Origin of the sequence: Pseudomonas inefficax, from assembly GCF_032164165.1 — a bacterium.
Classification (GTDB): Bacteria; Pseudomonadota; Gammaproteobacteria; order Pseudomonadales; family Pseudomonadaceae; genus Aquipseudomonas; species Aquipseudomonas inefficax.
Genome location: NZ_CP134401.1, coordinates 1,646,149 through 1,668,935, shown reverse-complemented (window position 1 = coordinate 1,668,935; position 22,787 = coordinate 1,646,149). Strand labels below are relative to the sequence as shown.

Sequence of the window (22,787 nt, the reverse complement as noted above, 5' to 3'; positions counted from 1 at the left end):
AGCAGCCCCAGCAATTTCACTGTTGCGCATCAATCCTGGGGCCGCGTTGCGGCCCTTTCGCGACACAAGGCCGCTCCCACAGCGTTCCCTATACAGCCTCAGGGCAAGCGGTTCTGGTTCTGCGTCTTGAGCAAATCGCGAATCTCGGTCAGCAAGGTCTCTTCAGCCGAAGGCACTGGCGGCGTAGACGGCGCCACGGCTTCTTCGCGCTTCAAGCGGTTGATCGCCTTGACCCCCATGAAGATGGCAAAGGCCACGATCACGAAGTCGATCACGGTCTGGATGAACTTGCCATACGCCAGCACCACCGCCGGAATGTCACCTTCGGCAGCCTTCAGGGTAATTGCCAGGTCGCTGAAGTCCACGCCACCGATCAACAGGCCTAGTGGCGGCATGACCACGTCACCGACGAAAGACGAGACGATCTTGCCGAAGGCCGCGCCAATGATGATACCGACCGCCATGTCGACGACATTGCCTTTGACCGCGAAGGCCTTGAACTCACTGATCATGCCCATGTTTGGTTCCTTGTAACAAAAGGTAAGGTTTACGCAGTGTAAGCCACTCAAACGCTTCATGCGTTGTGCTCAGGGCCAGAGACTGCTGTTAGAACGAATAGTTTTGTCGCATCCCAAGGCGTTCGAGGCACATCCAGCTCGGCTATCATGGCGGTTTTTCCCAGGAGACCCCAGCCATGGCCAAGGCCAAGCGCTTGTACGGCTGCACCGAGTGCGGTGCGACCTTTCCCAAATGGGCCGGCCAGTGTGGCGAATGCGGGGCCTGGAACACCCTGGTCGAGACCATGATCGAAAGCGGCGGTGCCGCTGCGCCCAGTAGCGGCCGTGCCGGCTGGACCGGTCAGCAGGCGCAGATCAAGACCCTGGCCGAAGTCAGCGTCGAGGAAATCCCGCGTTTCACCACCAGCAGCACCGAACTGGACCGCGTGCTGGGCGGTGGCCTGGTGGATGGCTCGGTGGTGTTGATCGGTGGTGACCCTGGCATCGGCAAGTCGACCATCCTGCTGCAGACCTTGTGCAACATTGCCGTGGGCATGCCGGCGCTGTATGTCACCGGCGAGGAGTCGCAGCAGCAGGTGGCCATGCGCTCCCGGCGCCTGGGCCTGCCCCAGGACCAGCTCAAGGTGATGACCGAAACCTGTATCGAGACCATCATCGCCACGGCCCGTGTCGAGAAACCGCGAGTCATGGTAATCGACTCGATCCAGACCATTTTCACCGAGCAACTGCAGTCGGCACCCGGCGGCGTGGCCCAGGTGCGCGAAAGCACTGCGTTACTGGTGCGCTACGCCAAGCAGAGCGGCACGGCGATCTTCCTGGTCGGCCATGTGACCAAGGAAGGCTCGCTCGCCGGCCCGAGGGTACTCGAGCACATGGTCGATACCGTGCTGTATTTCGAAGGCGAGTCCGATGGCCGCCTGCGTCTGCTGCGGGCGGTGAAGAACCGTTTTGGCGCGGTCAACGAGCTGGGTGTGTTCGGCATGACCGACCGTGGCCTGAAGGAGGTGTCCAATCCCTCGGCGATCTTCCTCAACCGCACCCAGGAGGAAGTACCGGGCAGCGTGGTGATGGCGACCTGGGAGGGCACCCGGCCGATGCTGGTGGAGGTGCAGGCGCTGGTCGACGATAGCCACCTGGCCAACCCACGCCGGGTGACCCTGGGCCTGGACCAGAACCGCCTGGCCATGTTGCTGGCGGTGCTGCACCGCCACGGTGGTATTCCCACCCATGACCAGGACGTGTTCCTGAACGTGGTGGGCGGGGTGAAGGTGCTGGAAACCGCCTCGGACCTGGCGTTGCTGGCGGCGGTGATGTCCAGCCTGCGCAACCGTCCCCTGGCCCATGGCCTGCTGGTGTTTGGCGAGATCGGCCTGTCGGGCGAGGTGCGGCCGGTGCCCAGTGGCCAGGAGCGTTTGAAGGAAGCCGCCAAGCATGGTTTCAAGCGGGCCATCGTGCCCAAGGGCAATGCGCCGAAAGAGGCCCCGGCAGGGTTGCAGGTGATTGCCGTTACCCGGCTGGAGCAGGCGCTGGATGCGCTGTTCGAGTAATTCGTGGCCTGTACCGGCCTCTTCGCGGGTAAACCCGCTCCCACAGGTACCGCATCAGCTTCGGGATTGCGCAAACCCTGTGGGAGCGGGTTTACCCGCGATAGGGCCGGCACAGGCAAAACGAAAAAGGGGCCGACGATGCGCGTCGGCCCCCCACCTCACCGCTCAGTCAGCAGTCAATGTTCGGCAACCGGCGTGCGCCTGACCGTCTCATTGCCATGCTCATCCAGCTCCAGCATCGGCACTTCATTACCCTCGGCATCGAACAGCTTGCCATCCTTGAAGTAGTCGCCATCACGCAGCGCTGAAATGTCCGAGTACTGGATGGTGCGCTCGTACGCGGCGGCAAACACCGACTGCTGGTCCGAGTTGCCGGCGGTGAAGTGGTTGAAGATCAGGTTCAGCAGGATGGCCATGATCGCCGCCGAGCTGATGCCCGAATGGAAGATGGTCTCGAACCAGTTCGGGAAGTGGTGGTAGAAGGTCGGTGCGGCAATCGGGATCATGCCGAAGCCCAGCGAGGCAGCGACGATGATCAGGTTGACGTTGTTCTTGTAGCTGACCTTGGACAGGGTGCGAATACCGCTGGCCGCCACGGTGCCGAACAGCACGATGCCCGCGCCACCCAGTACCGGAGTAGGGACAGCGGCAATTACCCGGCCCATGATCGGCAGCAGGCCGAGCACCACCAGGATCACGCCACCGGTGGCCACCACGTAGCGGCTCTTGACCCCGGTCACGGCTACCAGGCCGACGTTCTGGGCGAACGCGCTCTGGGTGAACGAGCCGAAGATCGGCGCCAGGATGCTCGATGCCATGTCGGCGCGCAGGCCGTTGCCCAGGCGCTTGGAGTCGACCTTGGTATCGATGATCTCACCCACGGCGAGGATGTCCGCCGAGGTTTCCACCAGCGTCACCATGATCACGATGCACATCGAAAGGATCGCGGCGATGTGGAATTCCGGCATGCCGAAATGGAACGGCGTAGGGAAGGCGAACATCGGGCCCTCGGTGACCTTGCTGAAGTCGGCCATGCCCAGCGCCCAGGCGATCAGGGTGCCGACCACCATGGCCAGCAGGATCGACAACCGCGAGATCGCCGCGCTGCCCAGCTTGCTCAGCAACAGCACGATGGCGAAGGTCAGGGCTGCCAGGCCGATGTTGGCCACGCTGCCGAATTCCGGGGAGGCGCTGTTGCCACCCATCACCCAGCGAGCGGCCACGGGCATCAGGGTCAGGCCGATGGTGGTGATGACGATGCCGGTTACCAGCGGTGGGAAGAACTTGGTGATGCGCGAGAACACCGGAGTGATCAGAAAGCCGATAAGCGACGCTGCCATTACCGCGCCGAGCACGCCCGGCAAGCCACCGCCGCCCTCGCTGCTGAGGATTGCACCCATGGTTGCCACACCGGCGAACGAAACGCCCTGCACCAGCGGCAACTGGCAGCCGAAGAACGGCAGGCCAAGGGTTTGCAGCAGGGTGGCCAAGCCACCGGCAAACAGCGACGCGGCGATCAGCATGCCGATTTCGGCGCCGTTCAGGCCCGCGGCCTGCCCCAGGATCAGGGGTACCGCGACGATCCCCCCGTACATGGTCAGCACATGCTGCAGACCATAGGCCAGGTTGGCACCAAGGCCGAGGTTTTCATCCTCGGGGCGCTTGGTGGGAGACGTGCTAGGGGACGTAGTCATGGAGCAGGCTCTCTGTTTATTGTTGTGGCGCTACTGTAGACACTTCCTACAAATGATTGCCACTAAAATTGTATACAATATTTTGATCGGAGCGCGCACAGGAGCGCCCGCAAGGTGTGCGAGGACCCAATGCAGAAGGCGTACCAACACTACAGAGGCTGTGCTAGAGGGGTGTGTACAAAACGCTGCTACCCAGGCTTAAAGCTGTCTGGGTAGACAAGAAACACGAGGTGGGGAAGCTATTAGCTAGCTAAGAGATTTTATTATTCGATGAGTTCGCGCAGCTCACGCATCATTTCGGTGCTATCGGCGAGGTTCAATTCCACAAGACGGTGCAAATGACTCATCGAATCGACGTCTATATACAGGCAGATAAAGCCCAGGCGGGTAGCTTCTTCATGGCGCAACTCCACCTGCATTTGCACGCGCACATCGCGGTCGAGATGGATGATCGCATCGAAGTCTTGGGTCAGATCGGCGTCCCACGGCTCGGGGCGATTGACCAGAAGGCCTTTTAACGACAGATCCAGAAGCTTTACCGGCCAGCGGCGGTCGCCCTGGCGCAGCTCGGTGGGGGCATCGAAATCGATGCGCTGGAAACGGCGGCGTTCGTCGTGATCGCTCATGGGGTAGATCCTCGCATGGGTCTTCAGGTGACATCCTGACTATAGTTAGAGTGGTATGTACATCAGGTACCGCAATCTGGCTGCAGAGGCTCTAGACCAAAGCAAGTGTGGCAATGCGCGATGACTCGCCCTAGACTCGGTGGGCGGTCTTTTCCAATCCACCAGCTGGAAGCAAACCATGAACAACAATAATAGCCTGCTACGCCACATTCCGTGGCTGGCGCTGGCAGTCCTAGGAGCCTGCGCGCTGGGTGTGGTTGCCCTGCGTCGCGGCGAGGCGATCAATGCCTTGTGGATCGTGGTCGCGGCAGTGGCCCTCTACCTGGTCGCCTATCGCTACTACAGCCTGTTCATCGCCACCAAGGTGATGCAACTCGATCCGCGCCGCGCCACCCCGGCGGTGCTCAACAACGACGGCCTGGACTACGTCCCGACCAACAAACACATCCTCTTCGGCCACCACTTCGCCGCCATCGCTGGCGCAGGGCCCTTGGTCGGCCCGGTACTCGCCGCGCAAATGGGCTACCTGCCCGGTACGCTGTGGCTGATAGCCGGCGTGGTGCTGGCCGGTGCGGTGCAGGACTTCATGGTCCTGTTCCTGTCCACCCGCCGCAACGGCCGCTCGCTGGGCGACATGGTGCGTGAGGAGATGGGCCGCATCCCGGGTACCATCGCCCTGTTCGGCTGCTTCCTGATCATGATCATCATCCTTGCGGTGCTGGCGCTGATCGTGGTCAAGGCCCTGGCCGAAAGCCCCTGGGGCATGTTCACGGTGATGGCGACAATCCCGATCGCGATGTTCATGGGCATCTACATGCGCTACATCCGCCCGGGCCATATCGGTGAGATTTCGGTCATCGGCGTGGTGCTGCTGCTGGCTTCGATCTGGCTGGGGGGCCAGATTGCCGCAGACCCGACCTGGGGCCCGGCGTTCACCTTCACCGGCGTGCAGATCACCTGGATGCTGGTGGGCTATGGCTTCGTCGCTGCGGTACTGCCGGTATGGCTGGTACTGGCGCCACGTGACTACCTCTCGACCTTCCTCAAGATCGGCACCATCGTCGGCCTGGCCATCGGTATCCTGATCATTGCCCCCGAGCTGAAGATGCCGGCGCTGACCCAGTTCACCGACGGCACCGGCCCTGTGTGGAAGGGCACCCTGTTCCCGTTCCTGTTCATCACCATCGCCTGTGGCGCGGTATCCGGCTTCCACGCGCTGATCTCCTCGGGGACCACGCCGAAGCTGCTGGACAACGAAACCAACGCCCGCTACATCGGCTACGGCGGCATGCTGATGGAATCGTTCGTTGCCATCATGGCCATGGTCGCCGCCTCGGTGATCGAACCAGGCGTGTACTTCGCCATGAACAGCCCGGCCGCGGTGGTCGGTGCCGATGTGGCGTCTGTGGCGCAAACGGTCAGCAGCTGGGGCTTCCTGATCACCCCTGAGCAGCTCGAGGCTACCGCCCGCGACATTGGCGAGCACACCATCCTGGCCCGTGCCGGTGGTGCACCGACCCTTGCGGTGGGTATTGCGCAGATCCTGCACCAGGTACTGCCGGGTGAAAACACCATGGCCTTCTGGTACCACTTCGCGATCCTGTTCGAGGCCCTGTTCATCCTCACCGCGGTGGACGCCGGCACCCGTGCCGGGCGCTTCATGCTGCAGGACCTGCTGGGCAGCTTCGTGCCGGCGCTCAAGCGCACCGAATCGTGGACTGCCAACCTGATCGGTACCGCCGGCTGCGTGGCCCTGTGGGGCTACCTGCTGTACCAGGGCGTGATCGACCCGCTGGGTGGCATCAATACCCTGTGGCCGCTGTTCGGCATCTCCAACCAGATGCTGGCCGGTATCGCGCTGATGCTCGGCACCGTGGTGCTGATCAAGATGAAGCGCCAGCGCTACGTCTGGGTCACCCTGCTGCCGGCCGTGTGGCTGCTGATCTGCACCACCACCGCAGGCCTGATCAAGCTGTTTGACCCGAACCCGGCAGTCGGCTTCCTGGCCCTGGCCAAGAAATACAGCACTGCGCTGGACGCCGGCCAGGTACTGGCCCCGGCCAAGGACATCGGGCAGATGCAGCACGTGATCTTCAACGCCTACACCAACGCCGGCCTGACCGTGCTGTTCCTGGTGGTGGTGTTCAGCGTGCTGTTCTTCGCTGTCAAGGTCGGCTTCGCCGCCCTCGGCCGCAAGGAGCGCACCGACAAGGAAACCCCGTTCCAGGCTCTGCCTGACGCTTGAGAGGACTGCTGCGATGTTCAACGACCTGGGTCGACTGGGTAAATACCTGGGGCAGGCAGCCCGCCTGATGGTCGGCATGCCCGACTACGACAACTATGTCGAGCACATGCAGAAGACGCACCCGGACAAGCCGGTCATGACGTACGAGGAGTTCTTCCGCGAACGGCAGGAAGCTCGATACGGTGGCAAGTCCGGGCCGAAGTGCTGCTAAGTCCAGGCTAGCGCGGTACTGTGTAGGAGCGGCCTTGTGTCGCGATCGGGCCGCAACGCGGCCCCGGCAATTTTGGCTGCGAAGCTGAAAATCCGGGGCCGCTTTGCGGCCCGATCGCGACACAAGGCCGCTCCTACAGGAATCGCGCTCCCCCCGTCCATTTCACTGCACAGGAGATGTTCTGCGTGCAGACGCCTATTCCCGTAACCGTACTCACTGGCTTCCTCGGTGCCGGCAAGACCACCTTGCTCAAGCACATGCTCAAGGCCGAGCACGGCCTGAAGATCGCCGTGATCGAAAACGAGTTCAGCGAGGCCGGCATCGACAGCCAACTGCTGGGCGACGAGCCGGTGCAGGTGATGACCCTGGCCAATGGCTGCGTGTGCTGCAGCATCCACGGCGACCTGACCCGTGCCTTGTACCTGCTGCTCGAACGCCTGGATGCCGGCGAAATCGCCTTCGACCGCCTGGTAATCGAATGCACCGGCCTGGCCGACCCGGCGCCGGTGGCACAAACCTTCTTCATCGACGAGGAACTGCGTGAGCGCTACATCCTCGACGGCATCATCACCCTGGTCGACGCCGCCCACGCCGAGCTGCACCTGACCCAGACCATCGCCCAGGCCCAGGTCGGCTTTGCCGATCGCTTGCTGCTGAGCAAGACCGACCTGGTCGAGCCCGCTGCAGTCGAGGCCCTGCGCGAGCGCCTGGCCCGCATCAATGGCCGAGCCGCGGCCCGCGTGGTCGAGCATGGTCGCATCGACTTGGCCGAGCTGCTTGATGTGCGTGGTTTCAACCTCAACCCTGATCTGGGCGCGAACCTGAAGCCAGCGCTACGCCCGCTGCTCAAGCCCGCTACGCCGGACCGGATCTCCACCTTGGTGCTGCGCACGGAAAGCCCGCTGGACATCGACCGCCTCAGCGACTTCATGAACGAACTGCTGGAAACCCACGGCAAGCAGTTGCTGCGCTACAAGGGCGTGCTGAACATTGCCGGTGAGGCGCGCAAGCTGGTGTTCCAGGGTGTGCTCAAGCTCTACGGTTTCGACTGGGACGCCGAGTGGGCCGAGGGTGAAACCCGCGAGAGCGTGATGGTGTTCATCGCAGACGAACTGCCCGAAGCTACGATTCGGGCTGGGTTCGAGGCGCTGGCTGCGGGCTGAGCCGGCGTGGGGTCTGGGGCGCGAACCACTGCGGCCATGAGCTGCGGTGGCGTGTTTCGACCTCGATGCACGGGATCAGGCGCTCGGTCAGCAGCGCCGTCTGCCGCACCGCCTTGGCGGTGCGGTACTTGACGCTGTGGATGCACTCGCGGTCGCCGAACTCGCAGCGGTTCAGCGAGGTGCCACCGCAGGGGCCATTGGCCAGGCCCTTGGGGCAGGTTTCCGGGCAGACGTACAGGGTGTCGTCCAGGCGGCAGCGGCCGCAGGTGTCACAGCCTACCAGCGGTTTCTTCACCGCGTGTTCCACCTTGTGCAGCACCTGCGCGCCAAGGCGGGTGGCCCACATCGGCTGGCGTACGGCCCAGCCAAATGCCTTGCTCAGGCCATTGCGGCGGCTGAACAGCAGCGAATGCATGCCATGCATCAGGTGATAGCGCGCTTTCTCCTTGAACGAGGCATCGACCCGTGATTCGCCCAGGCGCCAGCTTGCCTGCGGCGGATTGAAGCTGACTGCCGGCAGGCCGGGCATCTGCCAGCTGGCCTGCCAGGCCGGCGCCCATTGTTCCAGCGTGTGGACTTGCGCCTGCCAGTGCTCGATGCGTGCCTCCAGGGCCAGCAGTTGCTTGAGTTCATGAACCCCCGACAGATGCACGCCGGCGTAGCCCATCAGCTTCACGCCGATGATCTGCAAGGCAAGCCGGTCGACGCTGCGCGCCTGGGCAAAGGCCTTGGACTGCGCCGCTTCCGCTTCCAGCATGTCGCGCATGGACGGCGTGACGGTCACGCCGGCCACGTGCTCGAGCATCGTCGCACGCCCGTGGGTGAGGCTCATCAGGCAGGCCAGCATCGGCCTGGGCGTGGCTTGGCGGCTCATCCAGTGCATGGCTTCCTGGTGTTTGCCGGCATCGAAACCCAGTTGCAGGGTGAAGAAGTCGGCACCCGCCGCCAGTTTTTTCTCGGCCTTGAAGTATTGGGCGCCGCCTTCTTCCTCACAGTACTTGAACGGGTTGAGCGCAGCGCCAAGCAGCCAGTGCGGGCAGGCCAGGCGGGCGATCTGCAGGGCTGCGACCGATTCCAGGTAGCGCACCGGGCGCTGGCCAGGCTGGTGGCCGGGCAGGCGGTCGCCGGTGAGCAACAGCAACTGGTCGAGGCCGGCGGCGTCCATGCGTTGCAGTTGGGCGAGCAGGTGGTGGCGTTCGCGGTCTTTGCCGGAGAAGTGCGGCAGGGCGGGTACCGGCTTGCTGAACGAGGCGAGGGCGTCCAGTGGTGACATGTCCAGCGGGCTGCCGACGCGGTCGCCGATGGCCACGGTCATTGGCCAGCCGCAGAGGTGCGCACGGGCCAGGATCTCGTCCATGGCGGCGAAGCGTTCTGCGGAGGGCTTGGGGACGAACTCCATGACGCAGACGAAGGTGTTTTCGCGCAGCGCGGTTTTCAGCAGGCTCATGGGGCCGGGTACCTGGTTTGGTCAGGATGGCATTGTGCGGCAGAAGGCGGGTGGGGTCATGTCCGGATGCGCAGGGTGATGCTCTGAATGAGACATTCGGGTTTGTCTGTGCCGGCCCTTTCGCGGCTAAAGCCGCTCCCACAGGGATCGCATACTCTTCAGGCTGGCGCGGTACCTGTAGGAGCGGCTTTAGCCGCGAAAGGGCCCGTACAGGCAATACAAAATCACGAACATGAGTAAACCTTGAGTTCATCTCAAATTTAATGAGTTTGTCTCAAGATGCCGGCGCCCGGAAAATCCCCCTCATTCATTTATGCATGCTGAGGGACAAGACATGGCACTGGCACACAACCTGGGCTTTCCGCGTATCGGCCGCGACCGCGAGCTGAAAAAGGCCCAGGAAGCCTACTGGAAGGGTGAACTCGACGAAGCCGGCCTGCGCGCGGTCGGCCGCGAGCTGCGTGCCCGCCACTGGCAGGTGCAGAAAGATGCCGGCATCGAACTGCTGCCGGTCGGCGACTTCGCCTGGTACGACCAGGTGCTCACCCACTCGCTGACCTTCGGTGTGATCCCGCAACGTTTCCGCAGCCACGACGCTGCCAGGCCCACCCTGCAGACCCTGTTCGCCATGGCCCGTGGCGCCGTGGGTGACAGCTGCTGCGGTGGTGCGCACGCCCAGGAAATGACCAAGTGGTTCGACACCAACTACCACTACCTGGTCCCCGAATTCACTGCCGACCAGCAGTTTGCCCTGAGCTGGGAGCAGCTGTTCGAAGAAGTGGCAGAAGCCCAAGCCCTGGGCCACGCGGTCAAGCCGGTGGTAATCGGCCCGCTGACCTACCTGTGGCTGGGCAAGGCCAAGGGTGGCGATTTCGACAAGCTGGAGCTGCTCGACCGCCTGTTGCCGCTGTATGACCAGATCCTCAACCGCCTGGCTGCCCAAGGCGTGGAATGGGTGCAGATCGATGAGCCGATCCTGGCCCTGGACCTGCCTCAGGATTGGAAGAATGCCTACGAGCGCGTCTACAACATCCTGCAGCGGGCGCCACTGAAGAAGCTGATCGCCACCTACTTCGGCGGCCTGGAAGACAACCTGGGCTTGGCCGCCAACCTGCCGGTCGATGGCTTGCACATCGACCTGGTGCGGGCGCCCGAGCAGTACCCGACCATTCTCGACCGCCTGCCGGCCTACAAGGTGCTGTCGCTGGGCCTGGTCAACGGCCGCAACGTCTGGCGCTGCGATCTGGAAAAGGCGCTGGAGGTATTGCGCCATGCCCATGAGCGCCTGGGGGAACGGCTGTGGGTGGCGCCGTCCTGTTCGCTGTTGCACAGCCCGGTGGACCTGGACCGTGAAGACCAGCTCGATGTCGAACTGCATAGCTGGCTGGCCTTCGCCGTGCAGAAGTGCCAGGAAGTGGCACTGCTGGCCAAGGCCATCAATGCCCCACAAGCCGACGATGTGGCTGCCGCGCTGGCCCAGAGCCAGGCCGTGCAGGCCAGCCGCGCCGCTTCGCCGCGTATTCACAAGCCGGCCGTGCAGGCCCGCCTGGCAGCCATCAAGCCCACTGACAGCCAGCGTCAATCGGCATTTGCCCAACGTATCGTCAAGCAACGTGCGGGGCTCGGCTTGCCCACCTTTCCGACCACCACCATCGGTTCATTCCCGCAGACCCCGGCGATTCGCCTGGCACGCCAGGCCTACAGGCAGGGCAAGCTGACCGAGGCCGATTACGCCGAGGCCATGCACAGCGAGATCCGCCATGCGGTGAAAATCCAGGAAGACCTGGGCCTGGATGTACTGGTGCACGGTGAGGCCGAGCGCAACGACATGGTCGAGTACTTCGCCGAGCAGATCGATGGCTATGCGTTCACCCGCTTCGGCTGGGTGCAGAGTTACGGTTCGCGTTGTGTGAAGCCTGCGGTGATCGTTGGCGACCTGAGCCGGACGAAGGCCATGACCGTGGAATGGATCACCTATGCCCAGGGCCTGACCAGCAAGGTGATGAAGGGCATGCTGACCGGCCCGGTGACCATGCTGATGTGGTCGTTCCCGCGTGAAGACGTGAGCCGCGAGGTGCAGGCGCGCCAACTGGCGCTGGCGATCCGCGACGAAGTGGTCGACCTGGAAGCGACGGGTATCAGGATCGTGCAGATCGACGAAGCGGCATTCCGTGAAGGCTTGCCGCTGCGCCACGGCGCCTGGGCCCATTACCTGGAGTGGGCCACCGAAGCCTTCCGCCTGGCTGCCTCGGGGGTGCGTGACGAAACACAGATTCACACCCACATGTGCTACAGCGAGTTCAACGATGTGATCGAGTCGATCGCCGCGATGGATGCCGACGTGATCACCATCGAGACCTCGCGGTCCGACATGGAGCTGCTGGCGGCCTTCGAGCGGTTCGCCTATCCCAACGAGATCGGCCCGGGTGTGTATGACATTCATTCGCCACGGGTGCCGACCCGTGAGGACATGGTCAAGCTGCTGCGCAAGGCTGCCCGGCGTATCCCGGCCGAGCGCTTGTGGGTCAACCCGGACTGCGGGCTGAAGACCCGTGGCTGGCCGGAGACCGAGGCAGCACTGATCAATATGGTTGCCGCTGCTCGCGAGTTGCGCGCTACCGCCTGATTATTCGCCGCCTGTACCGCGGCCTATTCGCAGGTAAACCCGCTCCCACAGGTACCGTGCACAACTTGAATGCAGTGGTGCTGCTGTGGGAGCGGGTTTACCCGCGAAGAGGCCGGCACAGACACTAAAAACCCCCTAGAATGCCGGCTCCGATTCAAATCGACAGGGAGTGATGCGATGAGAGTTCTGGTAGTCGGCGCCAGCAAAGGCCTGGGCAAGGCCTTCATGGAAGGGCTGGGAAAACCGGGCGATACAGTGATTGGTGTGTCGCGCGCCAAACCTGCTGCAATGAACATCGGCAAGGGCATCGAAACCCGCTGGATCGAAGCCGACCTCGGCCAGCCGGTTACGGCCGTCGAGGCCATCGCCCGGGCACTGGCCGATGGCGGGGTGGACACTCTGATCTACAACCTCGGCTTGTGGGAGGCCGAGGCCTTCGAAGCGCACTACAGCTTCCTCGCCGACCGCGATGCGCAATTGCAGCGCATGGTCGACTGCAACATCACGGCAACCATCCTGCTGATCAAGCGCCTGCTGCCGTTGCTGCTGGAAAGCGAAAAACCACGGATCATCCTTACCGGTTCCACATCGGGCCTGCCCCAGAGCGGTCGCCCGGAAGTCACCTTCGCCGCTTCCAAGTTCGCCCTGCGCGGCATTGCCGAGGCCTTGCGTGAAGGTTATCGGGGGCAGGGGCTTGGGGTGACGTGCCTGAACCTGGGCTACCTGAATACCGAGGATGGTCTGGAGGTGCCGTTGGCCGAGGCTGCAGTGCGGGGGGAAGGAGGGCTGATACCGCTGCACGATGTGGTGCTGATGGTGCGCACGCTGCTGGAGTTGTCGGCGGCGAGTTATGTGCGCGAGCTGACTCTGCCGGCTATTGCCGATGAGCGGTTCTGATATCTGAGGTTTCTTTGCAAGCAGGCCCGGCTTTTCGCAGGCTTGCCCGCTCCCCATAGTTGCAGCACAAATTTCAAGGTGTGTGCAGTACTTGTGGGAGCGGGCAAGCCCGCGAAGAGGCCGGGCCTGCTTAAATCAATCGTTGATTCAACGCTCGATGGCCAAGGCCACCCCTTGTCCGCCACCGATGCACAGGGTCGCCAGGCCTTTCCTGGCATCCCGCTTGATCATTTCGTGCAGCAGGGTCACCAGCACCCGGCAGCCGGAAGCACCAATCGGATGGCCCAAGGCAATCGCCCCGCCATTCACGTTCACCCGCGCAGCATCCCATTCCAGCGCCTTGCCCACCGCCAGCGCCTGCGCGGCAAAGGCTTCGTTGGCTTCGATCAGGTCCAGCTCGGCCAATTGCCAGCCGGCCTTGTCCAGGCAGCGCTGGGTGGCCGAAACCGGGCCTATGCCCATGATCGCCGGGTCTACACCGGCACTGGCATAAGCCGCGATCCTGGCCAGAACCGGCAGGCCCAGGGCCTCGGCCTTGGCAGCGCTCATCAGCAGCACGGCGGCGGCGCCGTCATTCAGGCTCGAGGCGTTGCCGGCGGTGACACTGCCATCCTTCTTGAACGCCGGGCGCAGTTTGCCCAGGGATTCGGCGGTGGTATCCGGGCGTGGCTGCTCGTCCCGCGCGAACACCTTGGGCTCGCCCTTTTTCTGCGGCAGCACGATCGGGGTGATTTCATCATCGAAGCGGCCGGCCTCCATGGCCGCCACGGCCTTGCGCTGCGACTCGGCGGCAAAGGCATCCTGCTGCTCACGGCTGAGAGCGTACTGATCTACCAGGTTTTCGGCAGTGATACCCATGTGGTAGTCGTTGAAGGCATCCCACAGGCCGTCGGTGATCATGCTGTCGATCAGCTGGCCATGGCCCATGCGCTGGCCGGTACGGGCCGAAGGCATCACGTAGGGGGCAAGGCTCATGTTCTCCTGGCCGCCGGCGATTACCACCTCGGCGTCACCGCAGCGGATGGCCTGAGTGGCCAGGTGCAGGGCCTTCAGGCCCGAGCCGCAGACCTTGTTCAGGGTCATTGCCGGCACGCTGAAGGGCAGGCCGGCCTTGATCGCGGCCTGGCGTGCAGGGTTCTGCCCGGCGCCGGCGGTCAGTACCTGGCCCAGGATGACTTCGTCGACCTGCGCCGGGGCCAGCCCGGTCTGCTCCAGCAGGCGCTTGATCACGGCGGCACCGAGGTCTACTGCAGGTACGGTGGCCAAGGCGCCCTGGAAGCTGCCGATGGCGGTACGGGTTGCGGCGACGATGACCACGTCGTTCATGTTGTTGTTCTCCGTGCGATGGGCGTAATGCCTCAAGCATCGGTGGCTTTGGCTCATTTGTTAAGTTTGTTTTTCTTTACGATTGATGTGGAAAACAAATGAATGGGCGTAAAGCGGCCGGCAGAACTATGCTGATGGATGCGCTACTACACTCATCTGGATGGGAGCACATGCCCATGCGTACATTGATCGCGCTGACCCTTTTGATTGGCAGCAGCACTGCATTAGCCGCCACCGAATGCACCACCGCCGACAAAAGCACCTGGCAGGATCAGGAAAAATTCCAGGCGCAGCTCAAGGAGCAGGGCTACAAGATCAACAAGTTCAAGGTCACCAAGGGTAACTGCTACGAGATCTACGGTTTCGACAAGGATGGCAAGAAGGTCGAGATCTACCATGACCCAGTGACGGGCAAGGCAGTCAAGACCGAGTACCACGATTGAACAGCGACGGCACGGTGCAGCTGTGGGACCCCCTACTGCGGCTGTGCCACTGGTCGATCGCCGTGGTGTTCTTCGCCAATTACTTCTTCAACGAAGAAGGTGACGACTGGCACCAGTGGCTGGGTTACTACGCACTCGCCGTTGTGGTGGTGCGCGTTATCTGGGGCTTTGTCGGGCCACGCAGCGCGCGCTGGGCCGATTTCTGGCCAACCCCGGCAAGCCTGCTCGGGCATGCTCGGGCGTTGCTGCATGGGGAGCTTGACCATCACATGGGGCATTCGCCCATTGGCGCGCTGGTGATGGTGCTGATGCTGACCTGCATCGCCGGTCTTGGCCTTACCGGGTGGGCGTCGGAGGAGGTGGACGCGCTGTTCGGCGTCGATTGGCCGATGGACCTGCACAGCTGGCTGGCCAATGCGCTGCTGGCGCTGGTTTGCGTGCATGTGCTGGCGGCCATCTACGAGAGCGTGCGCATGCGGGAAAACCTGCCTTGGTCGATGATCACAGGGCGCCGTCGGCACCGCGATTGACTGTGGCGGCCTCTTCGCGGGCTTGCCCGCTCCCACAGGTATTGCGCAGCCCTCAGGCTTTGCGCCGTCCCTGTGGGAGCGGGCGAGCCCGCGAAGAGGCCGGCACAGGAAAACCTCGGTTTTGAATCCCTCTGATCACCCCGTAATATGTGTCGGATAACCTGCAGGGGTAGTCTCACCCTCTGATCAACCGGAATCGCCCATGGCGGCGCTTCCCCCGGCATAAACCTGACGAGGTACAGACATTGGCCATCATTCATCCTAAGGTCCGCGGTTTCATCTGCACCACGACTCACCCGAAGGGCTGCGAGCTCAACGTCCGTGACCAGATCGAAGCCACCCGCAAACTGGGCGTGCGCGAGGATGGCCCGAAGAAGGTCCTGGTCATCGGTGCTTCCAGCGGCTACGGCCTGGCAGCACGCATCACCGCGGCGTTCGGCTTCAAGGCCGACACCCTGGGCGTGTTCTTCGAAAAACCAGGCACCGAGACCAAGGCCGGCACCGCTGGCTGGTACAACGCTGCAGCCTTCGACAAGTTCGCCAAGGCCGAAGGCCTGTACAGCAAGTCGATCAATGGTGACGCTTTCTCCGACGAGGCCCGTGCCAAGGTCATCGAGCTGATCAAGAACGAAATGGGCGGCAAGGTCGACCTGGTCATCTACTCGCTGGCCTCGCCAGTGCGCAAGCTGCCGCAAACCGGTGAACTGGTGCGTTCGGCCCTGAAGCCGATCGGCCAGCCATACAAGTCGACCGCCATCGACACCAACAAGGACAGCATCATCGAGGCCAGCATCGAGCCGGCTACCGAGCAGGAAATCGCCGACACCGTCACCGTCATGGGTGGCCAGGACTGGCAGCTGTGGATCGACGCCCTGGCGGGTGCCAACGTGCTGGCCGAAGGCGCCCGCACCGTGGCCTTCAGCTACATTGGCAGCGACATCACCTGGCCGATCTACTGGCACGGTGCGCTGGGCCAGGCCAAGCAGGACCTGGACGAAACCGCCCTGCGCCTGGACAAGAAACTGGCCGGTGAAGTCAAGGGCGGCGCCAACGTGGCGGTGCTGAAGTCGGTGGTTACCCAGGCCAGTTCGGCCATCCCGGTGATGCCGCTGTACCTGTCGATGGTGTTCAAGATCATGCAGGAGAAGGGTGTTCACGAAGGCACCCAGGACCAGCTGGACCGCATGTATCGCGACCGCATGTACCGTGCCGACGGCGCGCCGGCCGAGGTCGACGAGAAGGGCCGCCTGCGTCTGGACGACTGGGAACTGCGTGATGACGTGCAGGACGCCTGCAAGGCGCTGTGGCCACAGGTGACCACCGAGAACCTGTTCGAGCTGACCGACTATGCCGGTTACAAGAAGCAGTTCCTAAACCTGTTTGGCTTCGAGCGCGCTGACGTCAACTACGACGAAGACGTGGCTACCGATGTGAAGTTCGACTGCGTCGAGCTGTAATCGCTGTCGGCCTGTACCGGCCTCTTCGCGGGTAAACCCGCTCCCACAGGGATCTCACCAAGCCTGAAGGCAGTGAGGACCTTGTGGGAGCGGGCAAGCCCGCGAAGAGGCCGGTACAGGCTATGAAAACTTTGCTAGCTTTGGCGCACAACAACAGGGAATGTGCCATGAGCAGCCTCACCCAGCCCGCCACCGCCTTTCGCCACACCGCAGCCGACGGCTACAGCCTCGGCGGCTTCCGCTGGCGCCACGCCCGACCTGACCCCCAGCGCCCGCTGGTGATCATCAACGCTGCCACTTCGGTACGCTGCCGCTACTACTCGCGTTTCGCCGACTACCTGTTTGCCCAAGGCTGCGATGTGCTGACCTACGACTACCGTGGCATCGGCGAATCCCGCCCGGCCTCGCTGCGCGGCTTCCAGGCATCCTGGAGCGACTGGGGCCGGCTGGATTTCGAAGCCATGCTGGTGCATGCCGCAGAACATTTCCCCGGCCAGCCGGTGGATGTGGTGGGGCACAGTTTTGGCGGCTGCGCAGTGGGGCTGGCACCGTCGGCGAGCAAGGTTCGCCGGGTGGTGATGGTTGGCGCACAATTCGCCTACTGGCGCGATTACGCGGCTGGCCAGCGCTGGCAGCTGTTCGGCAAGTGGCATGTGGTAATGCCGCTGCTCACCCGGGTGTTCGGTTATTTTCCCGGCAAGCGCCTGGGTTGGCTGGAGGACACGCCATCCGGCGTGGTGCACGACTGGACCACCCGTACCCCGCGCTATGAGCACCGACCCAGCGGGCGTGCACTGGAGGCACTACCGTTCGCCCAGGTGCGGGCGGCGACGCTGGCCATCAGCCTGACCGATGACCCCTTTGGTACCGTGGCGGCGACCGAGCGTTTGCTGGGCTATCTGCAGGGCGCCGAACGTAAGCACCTGCGCATTGCGCCTGTGGATATCTCGGTCGATGAAATTGGCCACTTCGCGTTCTTCCATGACCGGTTTCGCGAGAGTTTGTGGCCGGTGGCGTTGCAGTGGTTGCGGCAGGGGGGATTGGCGGGTGAGGTGCCGGGAACCATCATCAGGTGAGGTTGGTTTCGAGATTTTGGGGCCGCTCTGCGGCCCTATCGCGACACAAGGCCGCTCCTACAAGGAACGCGGTCTTCTGTAGGAGCGGCCTTGTGTCGCGATGGGCTGCAAAGCAGCCCCAGCTATCTCAAGCCTTGCGCGCAAGCGGCAGCTCGGCGAACTTGACGCCCGCCAGCCCATGCTCGATCAGCGCACGGATATTGCCATGGTCGCTGCCTTCGGGCGTGGCCACCACGTCACGGTAGTGCTCGCCGAAGGCCAGCAGCGCTTCCTGGTCGCTCAGCCCTTCCAGCAGCGCCAGGCCCAAGGTCTTGCACGAACCTTCGTTCTGCCCGGCCGCATTCGCCACGCCGCCATTGTCGAAGGCCTGTGGCTGGTAGCTGTAGTTCTCGGCAATGAACGCCAGGGTATCGGCAAACACGTGTTGGCCGCTGGCCAGGCTGGCGCGCAGGGTGTTCAGGTCAGTCACGGGGTTTTCCTTTTTCGAACGCCGCTTGTTGGTCGGCGCTGGCTTCTTTCTGGTATTGGGCTTTCCACTCGGCGTAGGGCATGCCGTACACCGCTTCGCGGGCGTCATCCAGGCTCAGGTCGAGCTGGCGCTCGTCGGCCGCAGCCTTGTACCACTTGGACAGGCAGTTGCGGCAGAAGCCGGACAGGTTCATCAAGTCGATGTTCTGCACGTCGGTGCGCTTCTGCAGGTGTTCGACCAGGCGCCGGAACGCGGCGGCCTCGAGTTCGAGCTGTTGCTGTGGGGTCATGGGCTTCTCTCAGGTCATGCGGTTCTTCAGGTGGCGGCCACCGTTGATGACCACCTGGCTGCCGGTGCTGTACTGGCTGGCGAGCAGGTACTTGACCGTCTCGATCAGCGGGCCGGCGCCGGGTTCGAACTCCAGCAGGGCCTTCTTCAGGGTCTGCTGGCGGTAGGTTTCGTCACCCCCTTCCTTGAGGATCAGCAGCCCCGGCAGGATACCGTTCACATGCACCTTGGGCGCATATTTTTCGGCGAATGACAGCACCATATTCTGCAACGCGGCCTTGGTCGCGGCGTAGCCGATGTGGCTTTTGCTGCCGCGCGAAGAGGTTTCGTCGCAAATGTGAATGATGTCGGCCTTTTCCACCTTGGCCAGCAGGTCGCCCAGGGCCAGGTTGAGATGGTAGGGCGCTTCGACGTGCAGGCGGAACATGGTCTCGAGGTTGTCGAGGCCATCGTCGAGCCAAAGCGAGGCGTTGTGGATGATCGCGCGCAGGCCGTCGTAATGGTTGTGCAGGTGGTCGATCAAAGCCTGGCGGTCGGCTAGCTGGCACAGGTCGGCCTGGAACTGCACGATGTTCGGGTGGGCCGTCTGTGGCTGAATGCTGCGGCTGGCACTGACCACCTTATGGCCGGCCTGCGCCAGTTCAAGAGCCAGGGCCAGCCCGACGCGCTGGCTGGCTCCGGTAACGAGAATGGGGCTGTTCATGTTCGGGGCGGTCAACTTGTCTGTCCTTTGGTTGCCGCCCAGCATACCCGAACTGTCTTCCGCGTGTACGGCCTGGCCTCAGCGGCTGCGCAGGGCGCCAGCGGGGGCCGCAGATGCATGCAGCCAGCCGGCCAGCAGGCGGGTGGACAGGGGGATGAACAGGTAGACCATCAACGGCGTCAGGCCCAGGGTGCTGAGCAGTACCCGTGGTACCAGGTCCAGGGTTGCCAGCCAATGGCCGAACACCAGGTTGAACACCAGCGAGACCGGGAAGAAGGCCAGCCAGATGGCCACGGCCTGCTTCCAGCGTGGCGGTTTTTGCACCATATTGGTGCCAAACCAGTCATCGATGCCGCTCACGCGCGCCTCTTTGGGGCGTTCGAACAGGCCGTTGCCGCGTTGCAACCAGGCCCGGCGCGAGGCGGAATGCTCCCAGGCATGCAGGGTCGGCTCGTCGCTGAAACGGAATATGATCTGGAATTCGTCGCTGTCGCGGGGTGGCGCGAGGATGCCCGAGCCAAGGTAGCCGGGGAAGTCGGTTGCCAGCTGTTCGCCTTCATGCAGCCAGGCCAGCAGGTCCTGGTAGCGGCCATGGGCGGCGCGGCGCGACACCATCAAGGTAACGGGTGGGGTAGACATCGTGTATCTCCTGGCAACAGGGCTGGCGGGTAGCCGGCCCCTTTGGCTGTGTGGCCCGGGGTGGTGGGCGACGCAGGCGGGCATGCAAGAATCGGGCGCGGATTATCGCCCATGCGCGATTTTCGGCAACTGTCAGCCGGCAAACGGTTGCCGACCAGCGTCTGGTATTGCCGTAGTAGACTAGGTGTTCAACTTGGGCACACAGGGTACTCCGTGCAGATGAACGAACAGGGACTGAATCCGGTAATCGATGCGGGCCTCGCGCAGCAGGACCTGTTTCCGATCCGTGAGGTTTCCCGCCTGACCGGCGTCAACGCCGTGACCTTGCGCGCCTGGGAGCGCCGCCACGGCCTGATCCAGCCAACCCGCACCGACAGCGGCCACCGCCTGTATTCCCAGGCCGATATCGATGACATCCGCCGCATTCTTGGCTGGCTGGAGCGCGGCGTGGCGGTAAGCAAGGTCGCCAGCATCCTCGCGCGCGACCATGCCCTTGCCGGCCAGGCAGGTGGCGCGGCGGGTGCCTGGGGGCGCTGGCAGCAGCAGATTCGCCAGGCGCTGCAACGTTTTGACCTGGCCAGCCTGGACCGCCTGTTCGACGAGGTGTTTGCCGCCTGCACCCTGGACCAGGTATTTGCTGAAGTGTTCATGCCGGTGTGGCATGACCTGGCGGCCGGGCATGGCGGCTATGGGCAGGCCAGCGAGTGGCTGTTCCTCGATCAGTTCTTGCGTGGCCGGGTGTCTACCCGCTTGCAGCTAGCCCGTGCACCGCGCAGCCGCATGGTGCTGCTGGCGCCGTTGCCGGGGCAGTGTCACGAACTGGAACTGCTGGTGACCAGCCTGACCCTGGGCAGCGATGAAGTTGGCGTAACGCCATTGGCGAGCGGGCAGCCGCTGGAGGAACTGGCACTGGTCTGCGAGCGCCTGACGCCGAATGTCCTGGTGCTGTTTTCCCATCAGCCGCCGACAATGGAGCTCACACGGCGCTTGACGCGCTTGGTGGCAGGGCTGGAATGCCCGTTGTTACTGGCTGGTGAAGCGGCGGAACTGGCACAGGACAGCCTTGCTGGCAGCCCGATTGCCTGCCTGGGCGCGCAGGGTAGCGTGATGCGCCAGCGTTTGCGGCAGTTTCTGGCCGGTCAGCTCGATACCTGAGTGTGAAGCTCGGGGTGGGCCCGGCGATGGGCCTGGAGGATGTAGTCACGCAGGCGTTCGATCTCTTCGGCCGGGCTTTGGCTGAGATCATAGGCGGCAAGGTCCGGGCCGATGCGCCGGCCCAGCACGCCATGCAGTTCGATGGGAGGGATGTTGCCAGGGGCGAAGCGCAGTTCGAAGCGGGCTGGTGCCGCTGGCAGGCCACGGACTTCAAGCAACGTACCCTTGAACGAAATATCGCGAACCCACAGGCCGCTTTCCTGACCATGGGCATCGAGCAGTGCGCTCGGCTGCTCCATCGACAGGCGCCAGGGGCGCAGCATGGGGCCGTCCTCGTAGATTTCCGGCGAGCCCAGTTGCAGGTGCAGGGCGTGGAATTCATCTTCCACCAGTTGCAGCGGGAAGCTGATCTGCTGGTTGTTGAACTGCGCCTGCAGGGTTACCTGTTCGTTGGCCACCAAGCGGGTGAGCAAGCTCTGGATGCGGCGGTCGCCATTGACCAGCAGGCTCGACATGGGGTCGGCCAGGTTCAATTGCGGCGAATGCTGCATGTTCTGTATGAAATCCAACTCGTCCTGGGTCAGGAGCGCTTCTGCTTGCATGATCGAACTCGATGGCGATTTCTTCAACGGGATTGACCGTGCGTGGCGTACTTGGTTCAGGTGCGTTCGTCGGGTTTCGGACGAACGCGCAGTTGCGCAAGTTCGCGCTCCAGTTCGACCTGGCGAGTGACGTCTTTCTGAATGCCGATGAAGTAGGTGCGCTGTTCGACGTCGTGCCTTACCGGGGTGATCGACAGTTCGTTCCAGAAAGCGCTGCCATCCTTGCGGTAGTTGCGCAGTACTTCGCGGCACGGTCGACCTTCGGCCAGGGCCTTGCGGATGCGGGCGCGGCCAAGCTGGTCGCGGTCGTCTGCCTGCAGGAAGCGGCAGTCCTGATAGAGAATTTCGTCACGGCTGTAGCCGGTCAGGCGTTCGAAGGCCGCGTTCACGTAGATGAGGATGGTGTCGTCGCCTTCCTGTTCGGCGACCACGATGCCGTCATTGGACGCATCGACCATGGATTGCAGCAGTTGCGCGTTGATCATGTTCGGGCCGTTGAGTAAACAAGGGTGCGAAGCAGGGCTGGGGGATGGTGACTTTGGTAGAGGCGGCCTTTTGCCAGCGCCGGATGCTAGTATCCTACGTTTTCACTCAGTTTCGGAATCCTCTACCCGATGAAAGTCGCCATTATTTCCGGATCGGTCTACGGCACCGCCGAAGAAGTCGCCCGTCATGCTGAATCGCTGCTCAAGGCTGCGGGCCTGGAGGCCTGGCACGCGGCACGCGCCACCTTGCAGGACCTTGAAGGTTTTGCCCCCGATGCCTTGCTAGCCGTGACCTCGACCACTGGCATGGGCGAACTGCCGGACAGCCTCATGCCGTTGTACAGCAGTATTCGCGATACCCTGCCTGCGGCCTGGCGTGGCCTGCCTGGTGCGGTGATTGCATTGGGTGACAGCAGTTATGGCGATACCTACTGCGGTGGCGGCGAGCAGATGCGCGAACTGTTTGCCGAACTGGGCGTGCGGGAAGTGCAGCCTATGCTGCGCCTGGATGCCAGCGAGACGGTGACCCCTGAGGCGGATGCAGAGCCTTGGTTGGCTGAGTTGGCAGCAGCATTGAAAGCCTGACAGGTCTTTTTTTGCCTGTACCGGCCTCTTCGCGGGTAAACCCGCTCCCACAGGG

Annotated in this window: 23 protein-coding genes; 12 read left to right on the top strand and 11 right to left on the bottom strand. The window is 63.2% G+C overall.

From position 1 onward, the window contains the following. Window positions 1-98 precede the first annotated feature (98 nt). On the bottom strand, window positions 99-518 hold the full coding sequence (gene mscL / locus RIN61_RS07485; protein ID WP_112250138.1) for a large-conductance mechanosensitive channel protein MscL: 420 nt from the start codon (window positions 516-518) through the stop codon (window positions 99-101). Between the two features lie 176 nt (window positions 519-694). Here mscL and radA point away from each other — a divergent pair, with 176 nt between their 5' ends. Beyond that, the gene (radA, locus tag RIN61_RS07480; RefSeq protein WP_003251626.1) at window positions 695-2,065 is read left to right on the top strand and encodes a DNA repair protein RadA; all 1,371 of its coding nucleotides are present in this window, start codon (window positions 695-697) and stop codon (window positions 2,063-2,065) included. A 176-nt stretch (window positions 2,066-2,241) separates the two neighbouring features. Here radA and RIN61_RS07475 read toward each other — a convergent pair whose 3' ends face one another. After that, window positions 2,242-3,759 carry a nucleobase:cation symporter-2 family protein gene (locus tag RIN61_RS07475; RefSeq protein WP_133975421.1) on the bottom strand — a complete coding sequence of 506 codons (1,518 nt, stop codon included), beginning with the start codon at window positions 3,757-3,759 and terminating at the stop codon, window positions 2,242-2,244. A 263-nt stretch (window positions 3,760-4,022) separates the two neighbouring features. Then, window positions 4,023-4,385 carry a PilZ domain-containing protein gene (locus tag RIN61_RS07470; protein WP_207879366.1) on the bottom strand — a complete coding sequence of 121 codons (363 nt, stop codon included), beginning with the start codon at window positions 4,383-4,385 and terminating at the stop codon, window positions 4,023-4,025. A 178-nt stretch (window positions 4,386-4,563) separates the two neighbouring features. On the opposite strand from RIN61_RS07470, the gene RIN61_RS07465 reads away from it, so the two are divergent. From RIN61_RS07465 to yjiA, 3 genes are all read left to right on the top strand, one after another. After that, window positions 4,564-6,630, top strand: a complete 2,067-nt coding sequence (locus RIN61_RS07465) for a carbon starvation CstA family protein (RefSeq protein WP_112250144.1) — start codon at window positions 4,564-4,566, stop codon at window positions 6,628-6,630. A gap of 13 nt (window positions 6,631-6,643) precedes the next feature. After that, window positions 6,644-6,841 carry a YbdD/YjiX family protein gene (locus tag RIN61_RS07460; RefSeq protein ID WP_016713459.1) on the top strand — a complete coding sequence of 66 codons (198 nt, stop codon included), beginning with the start codon at window positions 6,644-6,646 and terminating at the stop codon, window positions 6,839-6,841. Between the two features lie 185 nt (window positions 6,842-7,026). Beyond that, window positions 7,027-8,004 carry a GTPase gene (gene yjiA, locus RIN61_RS07455; protein WP_207879359.1) on the top strand — a complete coding sequence of 326 codons (978 nt, stop codon included), beginning with the start codon at window positions 7,027-7,029 and terminating at the stop codon, window positions 8,002-8,004. Here the strand turns inward: yjiA and RIN61_RS07450 are convergent. Next, window positions 7,964-9,451 (bottom strand): methylenetetrahydrofolate reductase C-terminal domain-containing protein, encoded by a 1,488-nt coding sequence (locus RIN61_RS07450; protein WP_112250145.1) that lies wholly within the window; start codon window positions 9,449-9,451, stop codon window positions 7,964-7,966. The genes yjiA and RIN61_RS07450 overlap by 41 nt on opposite strands. Window positions 9,452-9,785: 334 nt before the next feature. On the opposite strand from RIN61_RS07450, the gene metE reads away from it, so the two are divergent. After that, window positions 9,786-12,077 carry a 5-methyltetrahydropteroyltriglutamate--homocysteine S-methyltransferase gene (gene metE, locus RIN61_RS07445; RefSeq protein WP_313856492.1) on the top strand — a complete coding sequence of 764 codons (2,292 nt, stop codon included), beginning with the start codon at window positions 9,786-9,788 and terminating at the stop codon, window positions 12,075-12,077. Window positions 12,078-12,254: 177 nt separating this feature from the next. Next, complete coding sequence (locus RIN61_RS07440; RefSeq protein ID WP_112250147.1) at window positions 12,255-12,974, top strand: SDR family NAD(P)-dependent oxidoreductase; 720 nt, start codon at window positions 12,255-12,257, stop codon at window positions 12,972-12,974. Window positions 12,975-13,121: 147 nt separating this feature from the next. Here the strand turns inward: RIN61_RS07440 and RIN61_RS07435 are convergent, their stop codons facing one another. Further along, a complete protein-coding gene (locus RIN61_RS07435) occupies window positions 13,122-14,300 on the bottom strand; it encodes an acetyl-CoA C-acetyltransferase (protein ID WP_112250148.1) in 1,179 nt (392 codons plus the stop codon). A 176-nt stretch (window positions 14,301-14,476) separates the two neighbouring features. Between RIN61_RS07435 and RIN61_RS07430 the strand changes: the two genes are divergently transcribed. The 4 genes from RIN61_RS07430 to RIN61_RS07415 all read left to right on the top strand — a co-directional run bounded on the left by RIN61_RS07430 (window position 14,477) and on the right by RIN61_RS07415 (window position 17,806). After that, window positions 14,477-14,743, top strand: coding sequence for a PepSY domain-containing protein (locus RIN61_RS07430; protein ID WP_085692244.1), 267 nt, complete (start codon window positions 14,477-14,479; stop codon window positions 14,741-14,743). Beyond that, the gene (locus RIN61_RS07425; RefSeq protein WP_112250150.1) at window positions 14,740-15,273 is read left to right on the top strand and encodes a cytochrome b/b6 domain-containing protein; all 534 of its coding nucleotides are present in this window, start codon (window positions 14,740-14,742) and stop codon (window positions 15,271-15,273) included. The genes RIN61_RS07430 and RIN61_RS07425 overlap by 4 nt, the downstream gene beginning before the upstream one ends. A 245-nt stretch (window positions 15,274-15,518) precedes the next feature. Next, on the top strand, window positions 15,519-16,730 hold the full coding sequence (fabV, locus tag RIN61_RS07420) for an enoyl-ACP reductase FabV (RefSeq protein ID WP_112250152.1): 1,212 nt from the start codon (window positions 15,519-15,521) through the stop codon (window positions 16,728-16,730). A gap of 167 nt (window positions 16,731-16,897) precedes the next feature. Continuing rightward, window positions 16,898-17,806 (top strand): alpha/beta hydrolase family protein, encoded by a 909-nt coding sequence (locus RIN61_RS07415; RefSeq protein WP_313856487.1) that lies wholly within the window; start codon window positions 16,898-16,900, stop codon window positions 17,804-17,806. 127 nt (window positions 17,807-17,933) lie between these two features. Here the strand turns inward: RIN61_RS07415 and RIN61_RS07410 are convergent, their stop codons facing one another. The 4 genes from RIN61_RS07410 to RIN61_RS07395 are packed head-to-tail and all read right to left on the bottom strand — an operon-like array spanning window position 17,934 to window position 19,905. Continuing rightward, window positions 17,934-18,275 (bottom strand): HopJ type III effector protein, encoded by a 342-nt coding sequence (locus RIN61_RS07410; RefSeq protein WP_112250156.1) that lies wholly within the window; start codon window positions 18,273-18,275, stop codon window positions 17,934-17,936. Beyond that, entirely contained in the window at window positions 18,268-18,564 is a 297-nt protein-coding gene (locus tag RIN61_RS07405) for a DUF1244 domain-containing protein (protein ID WP_003260708.1), read from the bottom strand. The genes RIN61_RS07410 and RIN61_RS07405 overlap by 8 nt, the downstream gene beginning before the upstream one ends. A 9-nt stretch (window positions 18,565-18,573) precedes the next feature. Further along, window positions 18,574-19,311, bottom strand: a complete 738-nt coding sequence (gene folM / locus RIN61_RS07400) for a dihydromonapterin reductase (protein ID WP_112250158.1) — start codon at window positions 19,309-19,311, stop codon at window positions 18,574-18,576. A gap of 33 nt (window positions 19,312-19,344) precedes the next feature. After that, entirely contained in the window at window positions 19,345-19,905 is a 561-nt protein-coding gene (locus RIN61_RS07395) for a putative antibiotic biosynthesis monooxygenase (protein ID WP_112250160.1), read from the bottom strand. Window positions 19,906-20,124: 219 nt separating this feature from the next. Here RIN61_RS07395 and RIN61_RS07390 point away from each other — a divergent pair, with 219 nt between their 5' ends. Beyond that, on the top strand, window positions 20,125-21,060 hold the full coding sequence (locus RIN61_RS07390; RefSeq protein ID WP_112250162.1) for a MerR family transcriptional regulator: 936 nt from the start codon (window positions 20,125-20,127) through the stop codon (window positions 21,058-21,060). On the opposite strand, the gene RIN61_RS07385 is transcribed toward RIN61_RS07390, so the two are convergent. After that, window positions 21,045-21,662 (bottom strand): hypothetical protein, encoded by a 618-nt coding sequence (locus RIN61_RS07385; protein ID WP_112250164.1) that lies wholly within the window; start codon window positions 21,660-21,662, stop codon window positions 21,045-21,047. The two genes, RIN61_RS07390 and RIN61_RS07385, sit on opposite strands and share 16 nt — an antisense overlap. Window positions 21,663-21,718: 56 nt before the next feature. Then, a complete protein-coding gene (locus RIN61_RS07380; RefSeq protein ID WP_112250166.1) occupies window positions 21,719-22,147 on the bottom strand; it encodes a PAS domain S-box protein in 429 nt (142 codons plus the stop codon). A gap of 129 nt (window positions 22,148-22,276) precedes the next feature. On the opposite strand from RIN61_RS07380, the gene RIN61_RS07375 reads away from it, so the two are divergent. Further along, complete coding sequence (locus RIN61_RS07375; protein ID WP_112250168.1) at window positions 22,277-22,732, top strand: flavodoxin; 456 nt, start codon at window positions 22,277-22,279, stop codon at window positions 22,730-22,732. Window positions 22,733-22,787: the final 55 nt, after the last annotated feature.

Bases quoted from the DNA above. Each gene is read 5' to 3' on its own strand.
- mscL (WP_112250138.1), bottom strand. From the start codon at position 518: ATGGGCATGATCAGTGAGTTCAAGGCCTTCGCGGTCAAAGGCAATGTC.
- radA (WP_003251626.1), top strand. From the start codon at position 695: ATGGCCAAGGCCAAGCGCTTGTACGGCTGCACCGAGTGCGGTGCGACC.
- RIN61_RS07475 (WP_133975421.1), bottom strand. From the start codon at position 3,759: ATGACTACGTCCCCTAGCACGTCTCCCACCAAGCGCCCCGAGGATGAA.
- RIN61_RS07470 (WP_207879366.1), bottom strand. From the start codon at position 4,385: ATGAGCGATCACGACGAACGCCGCCGTTTCCAGCGCATCGATTTCGAT.
- RIN61_RS07465 (WP_112250144.1), top strand. From the start codon at position 4,564: ATGAACAACAATAATAGCCTGCTACGCCACATTCCGTGGCTGGCGCTG.
- RIN61_RS07460 (WP_016713459.1), top strand. From the start codon at position 6,644: ATGTTCAACGACCTGGGTCGACTGGGTAAATACCTGGGGCAGGCAGCC.
- RIN61_RS07450 (WP_112250145.1), bottom strand. From the start codon at position 9,451: ATGAGCCTGCTGAAAACCGCGCTGCGCGAAAACACCTTCGTCTGCGTC.
- metE (WP_313856492.1), top strand. From the start codon at position 9,786: ATGGCACTGGCACACAACCTGGGCTTTCCGCGTATCGGCCGCGACCGC.
- RIN61_RS07440 (WP_112250147.1), top strand. From the start codon at position 12,255: ATGAGAGTTCTGGTAGTCGGCGCCAGCAAAGGCCTGGGCAAGGCCTTC.
- RIN61_RS07435 (WP_112250148.1), bottom strand. From the start codon at position 14,300: ATGAACGACGTGGTCATCGTCGCCGCAACCCGTACCGCCATCGGCAGC.
- RIN61_RS07430 (WP_085692244.1), top strand. From the start codon at position 14,477: ATGCGTACATTGATCGCGCTGACCCTTTTGATTGGCAGCAGCACTGCA.
- RIN61_RS07415 (WP_313856487.1), top strand. From the start codon at position 16,898: ATGAGCAGCCTCACCCAGCCCGCCACCGCCTTTCGCCACACCGCAGCC.
- RIN61_RS07405 (WP_003260708.1), bottom strand. From the start codon at position 18,564: ATGACCCCACAGCAACAGCTCGAACTCGAGGCCGCCGCGTTCCGGCGC.
- folM (WP_112250158.1), bottom strand. From the start codon at position 19,311: ATGCTGGGCGGCAACCAAAGGACAGACAAGTTGACCGCCCCGAACATG.
- RIN61_RS07395 (WP_112250160.1), bottom strand. From the start codon at position 19,905: ATGTCTACCCCACCCGTTACCTTGATGGTGTCGCGCCGCGCCGCCCAT.
- RIN61_RS07390 (WP_112250162.1), top strand. From the start codon at position 20,125: ATGAACGAACAGGGACTGAATCCGGTAATCGATGCGGGCCTCGCGCAG.
- RIN61_RS07385 (WP_112250164.1), bottom strand. From the start codon at position 21,662: ATGCAAGCAGAAGCGCTCCTGACCCAGGACGAGTTGGATTTCATACAG.
- RIN61_RS07380 (WP_112250166.1), bottom strand. From the start codon at position 22,147: ATGATCAACGCGCAACTGCTGCAATCCATGGTCGATGCGTCCAATGAC.
- RIN61_RS07375 (WP_112250168.1), top strand. From the start codon at position 22,277: ATGAAAGTCGCCATTATTTCCGGATCGGTCTACGGCACCGCCGAAGAA.